Below are 8,708 nucleotides of genomic sequence, written 5' to 3'. Positions count from 1 at the left end.
GGCCCGATCGCCTCCGCCGTGGTGTCCTGCGAGTTCGTGGGCCGCGGAGTGCGGGGGGCGGGAGTGCTCATGAGGGGCAGCCTTCGCGGGGTCGCGCCCGGCCACCAGGTACCGGTGAGGGCGCTCCCCGGTGGGGGTGGCCCTGCCGGGGCCACCCCTGGGGCTGGCCCCGGCCGGTCATCCGCACGGACACTGGCCCCATGACCGCACTTCGGACGACGGCCGCGCCCGCCGTCGACGTACCCACCGAGCTGGCACGGTTCCTGCGGACGCGGCGTGCGCGGCTCACCCCCGAGTGCGTCGGGCTGCCGAGGACCGCGGGACGGCGGCTCACGGGGCTGCGGCGGGCCGAGGTCGCCGCGCTCGCCACCGCCCTGCGCCTGGACGCGGACGGCCGCGGCCATCTGCACCGGATCACGGCGAGGCCCGTGCCGCCCGTGCCGTCCACGCCGCCCGAGGCCCCGCAGGCGGCGCTCGACCTGCTGCGGGCGCTCACGGTGTGGCCCGCCTACCTGGTCGACCCCATGCGCTCCGTGCTCGCCTGGAACGCCGCCGCGGCCTGGCTCGTGACGGACTTCGGCGCCCTGCCGCCGCACCGCCGCAACCTCGCGTGGTTCGCCCTCTGCGACCCGCGGGCGAAGGAGCTGTACGCGGACTGGGAGGCGGTGGCGCGCGGCAACGTCCACCGCCTCCGCAACGCCCTCTCCGGACGTACGGGCGAGGAGCCGCTCCTCGCCGAACTCGCCGCTTCCGGAGGTGAGTTGTTCACCGATGCGTGGAACGAGCACGAGGTGCGCGGGCCGAACACCGGCCACAAGCGGCTGAACCACCCGGAGGCGGGCCCGCTGACCCTCGCGTACACCGGCTATCTGCTGCCGGGGCCCGAGCGGATCGAGCTGGTGGTGATGACCGCCCCGGCGGGCAGCCCCGAACACGCCCTGCTGCACGCGCGTTTCGGCTCCTGACCTCACGCACGCCACCCGGCCTGCCGCTGGTCGGCGTCGTAGTGCGCCGGGTCGGCCGCGTACGGATGGTGGTGCCACTGCTCGGGAACGGGCGGCGGGCCGTCCGGTGTGTGGTGGTGGCCCGGTGTCCGGGCCGACCGGCGGGGCCACCACAGACCACGGCCGAGGACCGCCGCCAGTGCGGGCACCAGGACGAGGGAGAGCACGATCGAGGAGAGGAGGATGCCGAGGCCCGTGGCGAAGCCGATCTCCTGGGTGGCGGGGCTCGCGGCGAGGCTGGCGAAGGATCCGGCGAGCACGATGCCGGCCGTGGCGATGGCGGGCGCGGTGTGCCGCACCGCCTCGGCCACCGCGGTACGCGCCGTGACCGGCTTCTCCATCTCCTCCCTGATCCGGTCGGTGATCAGGATGTTGTAGTCGGTGCCAAGGGCGACGACGAAGAGGAACAGCACCAGGGGCAGGGTGAACGACACCCCGGGCCGGTCGAGTCCGTGCTGGAAGAGCAGCGTGCTCGCGCCGAGGGTGGCCACGAACCCGAGGCCCACGGCGATCATCAGCACGACCGGCGCGAGCAGGGAGCGCAGCAGCAGGAAGAGGATCACCGCGATCAGCAGGGCGGCGACCGGGAACACCAGGCGCAGGTCCTTCTCCACGGCCGTCGAGATGTCGGCGAAGACGGCGGCCGTCCCCGTGACGTACGCGTCGGTGCCCTTCGGCGCGGTGCGCGCCGCCGTCTCCCTGACGGGACCCGAGACGAGGTCGCGGGCCTGCTGCGTATCGGACTCGACGCTCAGGAACAGGTCGACCCGCGCGGCCGTGCGGTCCTTGTTGAGCACCGGCTTACCCACCTCGCCGACGCCCTCCGCCTTGGCGAGCGAGCGGGTCATGCCGGTGAGCGAACTCGCCTCGATGGCAGCGCCGTCGGTGCTCCGTACGTAGACGCTGTGCGGGTCGGAGACTCCCGCGGGGAGGCTGCGGGAGATCTGATCGGCGGTCCTGGAGGCGGCGGTCTCGTGCAGACCCTGCTGGTCGTAGCTCATCTTGATGCCGACCGCGCCCGCGCCGAGCGCGCCGAGCAGCACCAGGCTGCCGAGGGCGCACCGCAGCGGGCGGCTGCTCACGGCGTGCCCCAGCCGGGCGGCGATCCCACCGGTGCGCTCCTTCTTCCAGGCGCGTGCGGGCCAGAACATGCCACGGCCGAGCAGGGCCAGGAGGGCGGGCATGAGGGTGAGGCTCGCGAGGAGCATCACGAGTACGGAGATCGCGATGGCGGGGCCGAGGACCCGGAACTGGCCGAAGCTCGCGAGGCCCAGCGTCGCGAAGGCCGCCACGATCGTCAGGGCAGCGGAGGTGATCGCACGCCCCACCCGCCCGGTCGTCTCGGCCGCCGCGGTCCGGGCGTTCTGCTCCGGACGGTTCCGCAGCTGCTCCCGGAACCGGAACATCAGGAAGAGGAAATAGTCGATGCCGATTCCGAGAAGTACGACACCGATCAGCGAGGGGGTCGAAGGGTCGAGGCCGATGTCGAAGAGCTTGGCCGCACCGACCACGGCTCCCGAGGCGACGCCGCCGATCAGGGCCACCGCGATCAGGGGCACGAGCGCGGCCGCCAGGCTGCGGAACACCAGCACGTTCAGGAGAACGATGAGGCCCATCGTCAGAATGGAGACGACTTTCGCCGTGCTTTCCTCGGCGTCCGCGTCGTCCACCGTGGAGGCGATTCCGCCGGTGAATCCGACGCGCAGATCCGCGTCCGCGAATGCGTCCTTCGCGTGGTCGCGGAATTCCTTGTAGACGTCCTGCAGGCCGGGGTCGTTCGGATTTCCGTCGAGCGACACCGTGAGGAGCCGGAAACTCCGGTCCGGGGCCACGGCCCCCGGCGACACCCGCGGGGTCTGGGAGTGGTCCTTCATCAGCGGCTCGGGCTTCGGCGCGACGACCCTCTCCCGGCCCAGGTCGGCCGCGGTCCCCGCGATCCGCCGCTGATCGGCCGGGGTGAGCTTCCCGCCGTCGTCCCTGGCGACGAGCACGGTCAGCGCGTTGGGATCGGGCTCGGTCCCGAAATCCTCCTCGGCGATACGCAGCGCCACGGCCGAGTCGTACTTCTTGGGCAGGAAGTCCCCGGCCCGGGAGTCGGTGACGTCGTACATCATCGAGTTCCCCACGAACGAGAGCGCCGCTCCGAGAACGGTCCATACGACGACCGTCAGCCATCGATGTCGGGTGGAGAAAGAGGTCAGCTTGCGGATCATGCCAAAAGGTCATCACGCGGGGCCCCTTGAGCACGTCGGCCGCCGGAAGGGGATGCCCCCGGGACCCGGGTCCGGCGCTCCGCCGCGCCCAGTACTCCAGTACTGGGCGCAAGAACCGACCCCGCGCCGATTCACCGCCCGGCGGAACGGGATGTAATGGTGCGGAAAGATCAGTTCACTTCAGCTCACAGTGGAGGCGCCCGGATGGGACGCGACTTCTTCCCACCGGTACCGCCCGCGGGAAAGGCACGGCCGACACCGGCCGGCGCGGTGGTCGCCGTCGTCGCGGTGACGCTCGACGTACTGGCCTATCTCGTCCCCGGCCCGGAGGGGCCGGGCGCACGCATCACCGCGCCGGGCATCCTGCTGGTCTGCCTCGCCCTGCCGCCGCTCCTCTTCCGGCGCCGTCACCCCCTGGCGGTGCTCGGCGCGGTCCTCGTCGTGCAGTTGGCCGTGAACCTGGGCCTCGCCGTGGACCCGGGCACGCCGATGTCGAACAGCTACGGCGGCGCCGTCGCGGTGGCGCTCTACACCGTCGCCAGGTACTGCGACCGGCGCGCCGTGGCGCTGGGTGCCGTCGCCACCGCGCCCGTGCAGATCGCGCGGTACCTGCACAACGACGTGCCGTTCCTCGGCATGGGCATCACCGATGTGCTGGTCACGCCCTGCCTCATCGCCGCGGTGGGCCTGGCCGTGCGGCAGTGGAAGAGCCAGCTGGACATCAACCGCAAGCTCCTCGCCGACCGCGCGGTGACCGAGGAACGGCGCCGCATCGCGCGGGAGCTCCACGACATCGTGGCCCACCACATCACCACGATGTACCTGATGTCCGGCGGAGCCAGGTCGACCATGGACCGCGATCCCGACACGGCCCGCGAGGCGCTGGTGACCCTGGAGGATTCGGGCCGCACGGCCCTGCACGAGATGCGGCAGCTCCTCGGTGTCCTGCGCAGCGCCGAGGGCCCGGAGGAGACGCCGTCGGAACCGCAGCCGGGGGTGGACGGCATCGAGCGGCTCGTCGCCGACTCGACCGCCGCGGGTCTGCCGGCCGAGCTCCACGTCACCGGGCGGCCCCGGCCGCTGCCGATGACCATCGGTCTCACGCTCTACCGCATCGTCCAGGAAGCGTTGACCAACGCCCGCAAGCACGCGGGCCCCGCCCACGCCACGGTGCGGCTCGCCTACCTCCCCGACCGGGTCTCCGTCGAGGTGACCGACGACGGCGTCGGCGACGGCAAGACGCCCGGTGGCAGCGGCGGGGGCGGCGGCATCCATGCGGCGGGCGGCGGATACGGTCTGCTGGGCATGCGGGAACGGATCGCCCTGCACGACGGCTCCCTGCACGTCGGCAGCCGCGCGGAGGGCGGGTTCGCGGTGACCGCGAGCGTGCCGCTGCCCGTCGGCACGTACGAGGCCGACACCTCCGAGGCCGACACCTTTGAGACGGACACCTCCGAGACGGACAGGACGGCCCGATGACGACCTCCCCCGACGCGTCCGAGCCCGCGCCCGCTTCCGGACAGGGCGGCGACCCCGGCCGGATCACCGTGCTCATCGCGGACGACCAGCCGCTCGTGCGCCGCGGCCTGTCCCTGATCCTGCGCTCGGACCCCGCCATCGAGGTCATCGGCGAGGTGGACGACGGCGAGCAGGCCGTCGCGGCCGCCCACGAACTGCGCCCCGACGTCGTCCTGATGGACATCCGCATGCCGGTGCTCGACGGCGTGCAGGCCACCGAGCGCCTGGCCGCCGAGCTGCCCCGGTGCCGGGTCCTCGCGCTCAGCACCTTCGACATGGACGAGCACGTGGTCGGCGCCCTGCGGGCCGGGGCCGCGGGGTTCCTGCCCAAGGACGTCTCCCCCGAGGAGCTGGTGGCCGCGCTGCGCACCGTCCACCGCGGGGAGGCCGTCGTCGCCCCGCGACTGCTGACCCGGCTGCTCGCCACGTTCGTGGCCCCGGCCCCGGTGCCGCACCCGCCGGGCGCGGACCTGTCCGGGCTCACCCCGCGCGAGGTGGAGGTGCTGCGTCTGATCGCCGCGGGCCTCGACAACACCGAGATCGCGCGGCAGATGGCGATCGGCGTGCAGACCGTGAAGAACCACGCCACCGGCATCTTCGCCAAGCTGGGCGTCCGTGACCGCGCGCAGGCGGTCATCGCGGCGTACGAATCGGGGCTCGTACGGGCGGGCCGGTCCGGCACGAGACCTTGAAGCCCCAAAGTCCCAAAGCGCTATAGCCCCATAGCCCTGAAGCCCCAGCGCCCTGAAGCCCCAGCGCCCTGGCGCCCTACCGCTGGTACCTGGCGAGCACCAGATTCCCGTCCTTCACCAGCCGCTTCCGCAGCTCGTCGAGGTCGATCGCCCCGCTGTAGTACTCCTGGAGCGCCGGGGTGGCGACCTTGTCCTTCCACTCCGGATAGCCCCGCACGGACTGGGCGGGCGCCGGGCGCAGGTGCTCGGAGAGGGCGGTGCCCGTGGACCAGCCGTCCTTCTCCGTGCGCAGGGCGGGGTCCTTCAGTGCCTCCTCACCGGTCGGCAGCATCCAGTCGCCGCGCGCGAGCTTCACCATGTTCTTCGGCCGCAGGAAGAAGTCGATGAACTCGGCCGCCTCCTTCTTGTGGGCGCTGTCCTCGGCGACGGAGAGGGTCTGCGGGCTGACGCCCTGCGCGAGTCCCTCCGCACCGGCCGGGGCGGGCAGCACCTGCCAGTCGAAGCCCTTGGGCGCCTGCTGGACGATCTGCTGGCGGTAGGAGAAGCCGAGCGGGACCATCGCGTACTTGCCGCCGAAGAAGCCGGGCAGGGTGTCGGACCCGCCCATGCCGAGGGTCGTGCCGGATGCGCTCTTGTCGATGTTGACCTGGTCGTGGACCGTGCGGGGCATGATCTCGTCGGCCGCGTCGAAGCGGACGTCGACCTTGCCGTCCGCGCCGCGGTGGAACATCTTTCCACCGGTCGACAGGGAGAGGTTGAGCGTGGCGGAGACCGGCTCCTTCAGCGGCCAGGCGACGCCGTACTTGCCGTCGCCGCCGTCACCGAGCTCCTTGGCGACCTTCCGGAACTCCGGCCAGCTCCACGGCTTCCCGGGTGTGGGGACGCGCACCCCCGACTCCTTCAGCCACTTGGCGTTGGCGATCAGGACGCGCGGCTCCTGGAGGAACGGCACGCCGTAGACCTTCCCGTCGAAGGTCGCCGTCTCCCAGCTCCGCTTCGGGATGTCGGACTTGAGGCGCTCGGGCAGGAGGTCGCCGATGTCCGCGAGATAGCCGCCGTACGCGAAGTCGGCGAGGTCGTCCGACGCGTCGTGGATGATGTCCGGCGCCTCGCCGCCCTCGAAGGAGGTGAGCAGCTGGTCGTGGACGCTGTCCCAACTGCCCTGGACGTATTCGACCCGGACATCGGGGTGGGTGGCGTTCCACTCCTCGACGAGCGCCTTGTTGGCGTCGACGGACTCCTTCTGCCAGGCCAGGGACTGGAACTGGAGGGTGATCTTCCCGTCGTCCTCACCGGAGTCGCCGCTGCATCCGGCGAGCAGCAGCGTGAGGGCGGCGACGGCGGAGAACAGCCGGGGTGCCGTGCGCATCAGGCCTTCACCGCCCCCGCCAGCATGCCGCCCGTGATCCGCTTCTGGATGATCGCGAAGATGACGAGCGAGGGGATGGTCGCGAGGAACGCGGCCGCCGCGAGCGGGCCGAGGTCGGCGACGCCCTCCGTGCCGATGAAGCGGTTGAGGATGACCGGCAACGTCTGCTTCTCCGGGGTCTTGAGCAGGACGAGCGCGAAGAAGAACTCGTTCCATGCGGTGATGAAGGCGAACATCGCGGTGGCCACGACGCCGGGCGCGAGCAGCGGCGCGACGACCGAGACGAAGGTGCGCACCTTGCTCGCGCCGTCCACCGCGGCGGCCTCCTCCAGCTCCGTGGGGACCGCCCTCACGTATCCGACGAGCATCCACAGCGCGAACGGCAGCGACCACACCACGTACACCATGATCAGACCGACGAGCGAGTTGATCAGGTGCAGGTTCTTCAGGATCAGGAAGAGCGGGATGATGATCAGGACGAACGGGAACGCCTGGCTGATCACCACCCAGCCGGTGGCCGCCTTCGCGACGCGGTTGCGGTGCCTGGCCATGACGTACGCCATCGGTGTCGCGATGACGACCGCGATCAGGGCGGCGCTGAGCGCCGCGACCAGGGAGTTGCCCGCGGCCCGCAGGAGCGGCTGCTCGTCGAAGGCCTGCCGGAAGTTGTCGAGCGTCGGGTCCTCGGGGATCCAGGTGGGGTGCAGGCTGCCCAGTTCCCGTGCGGGCTTGAAGGCCGTGGAGATCAGCCAGAGGAACGGGAAGGCGAGGAAGACCAGGTAGGCGGCGAGGGCCAGGTACTGCGCGGCGCGTGCCGACTTCTTCGTACGCATCATGCCTCGTCGTCTCCCTTCAGGCGGCCGACGAGGTAGACGGCGAGGATCACGGAGATCACCGCGACCATCACACAGCCCATGGCCGCGGCGTAGCCGAACTGGCCGTAGCGGAACGCTTCTTCGTAGGCGAAGAGCATGGGCAGCCGGGTGCGGCCGCCGGGCCCGCCCTGCGTGAGGACGTAGACCAGGGCGAACGAGTTGAAGTTCCAGATGAAGTTCAGCGCCGTGATGGCGAGGGCGATCGGTTTGATCGCCGGCCAGGTGACCGTGCGGAAGCGGCGCCAGGCGCCCGCGCCGTCCATCGTGGCGGCCTCGTGCAGCTCGCGCGGGGTGTTCTGCAGCCCGGCGAGCAGCGCGACGGTGGTCTGCGGCATGCCCGCCCAGATGCCGACGACGATGACGGCGAAGAGCGCGGTGGCCGTCCCCGTCAGCCAGTCCTTGCCCTCCCCCAGGCCGAGATTGGAGAGCGTTTCGTTGAGCACGCCCGCGTCCGGGTGGTAGACGAGCCGCCACATGATGCCGACGACCACCTCGGGCATCGCCCACGGGATGATCGCCAGCGCCCGCGCCAGCCAGCGCATCCGCAGCGGCTGGTTGAGCAGCAGGGCGAGGCCGAGCGCGAGGAAGAACTGCGGCACGGTGACGCCGAACGCCCACAGCAGGCCGATCCGGAACGAGTCCCAGAACAGCGTGTCGTGCAGCAGGTCCTGGAAGTTCAGGGCGCCGATCCACTGGGTGGGTTCGGTGCGGCCCGCCTGGGAGTCGGTGAAGGCCAGCGCGATGCCGTAGAGGAGCGGGCCGACGCTGAGGACCAGGATCGGGATGAGGGCGGGCAGCACGAGGAACCACGCGCCGTGATCCGCGGCTCCGCGTCCCGGCGTGCCTCTCGCTGACCGCTTCGTTGCGGTCGCCAATGTCACGGGATCGGCTCCTTCGGGCGGCTCGTGCGGATCCGGCCGCCCCGGCGGCCTCCGTCATCGTGCTGATGTGATCTTGATACGTCAAGCAGCTGCGCGCCCTCGCAAGCCGGTTGGCCTGTGCGAATGCGAGACTGTCGGGCGAACGGGGCAACGGGT

7 protein-coding genes are annotated in these 8,708 nt (G+C 71.4%); 3 read left to right on the top strand and 4 right to left on the bottom strand.

Annotated features, from left to right (window positions below):
• The first annotated feature begins 200 nt into the window (after window positions 1–200).
• A complete protein-coding gene (locus AOK03_RS18785; protein WP_055566444.1) occupies window positions 201–965 on the top strand; it encodes an MmyB family transcriptional regulator in 765 nt (254 codons plus the stop codon).
• 2 nt (window positions 966–967) lie between these two features.
• Here AOK03_RS18785 and AOK03_RS18780 read toward each other — a convergent pair whose 3' ends face one another.
• Window positions 968–3,217 carry an MMPL family transporter gene (locus AOK03_RS18780; protein ID WP_079074819.1) on the bottom strand — a complete coding sequence of 750 codons (2,250 nt, stop codon included), beginning with the start codon at window positions 3,215–3,217 and terminating at the stop codon, window positions 968–970.
• A 204-nt stretch (window positions 3,218–3,421) separates the two neighbouring features.
• Here AOK03_RS18780 and AOK03_RS18775 point away from each other — a divergent pair, with 204 nt between their 5' ends.
• The gene (locus AOK03_RS18775; protein WP_055566443.1) at window positions 3,422–4,696 is read left to right on the top strand and encodes a sensor histidine kinase; all 1,275 of its coding nucleotides are present in this window, start codon (window positions 3,422–3,424) and stop codon (window positions 4,694–4,696) included.
• A complete protein-coding gene (locus tag AOK03_RS18770; RefSeq protein ID WP_079074818.1) occupies window positions 4,693–5,427 on the top strand; it encodes a response regulator in 735 nt (244 codons plus the stop codon). Before AOK03_RS18775 ends, AOK03_RS18770 begins: the two co-directional genes overlap by 4 nt.
• A 76-nt stretch (window positions 5,428–5,503) precedes the next feature.
• Here AOK03_RS18770 and AOK03_RS18765 read toward each other — a convergent pair whose 3' ends face one another.
• Genes AOK03_RS18765 through AOK03_RS18755 form a run of 3 tightly spaced genes read right to left on the bottom strand, consistent with a single transcriptional unit; the run spans window position 5,504 to window position 8,552 of the window.
• Complete coding sequence (locus AOK03_RS18765; RefSeq protein ID WP_107098032.1) at window positions 5,504–6,796, bottom strand: ABC transporter substrate-binding protein; 1,293 nt, start codon at window positions 6,794–6,796, stop codon at window positions 5,504–5,506.
• Window positions 6,796–7,632 carry a carbohydrate ABC transporter permease gene (locus tag AOK03_RS18760; protein WP_425264392.1) on the bottom strand — a complete coding sequence of 279 codons (837 nt, stop codon included), beginning with the start codon at window positions 7,630–7,632 and terminating at the stop codon, window positions 6,796–6,798. Before AOK03_RS18760 ends, AOK03_RS18765 begins: the two co-directional genes overlap by 1 nt.
• Window positions 7,629–8,552, bottom strand: coding sequence for a carbohydrate ABC transporter permease (locus AOK03_RS18755; RefSeq protein WP_055566442.1), 924 nt, complete (start codon window positions 8,550–8,552; stop codon window positions 7,629–7,631). Before AOK03_RS18755 ends, AOK03_RS18760 begins: the two co-directional genes overlap by 4 nt.
• Window positions 8,553–8,708: the final 156 nt, after the last annotated feature.

Origin of the sequence: Streptomyces atriruber (assembly GCF_001418325.1) — a bacterium.
Classification (GTDB): domain Bacteria; phylum Actinomycetota; class Actinomycetes; order Streptomycetales; family Streptomycetaceae; genus Streptomyces; species Streptomyces atriruber.
Note: the sequence above shows the minus strand (reverse complement) of the source record. Positions and strands in the feature narration are given on the sequence as shown.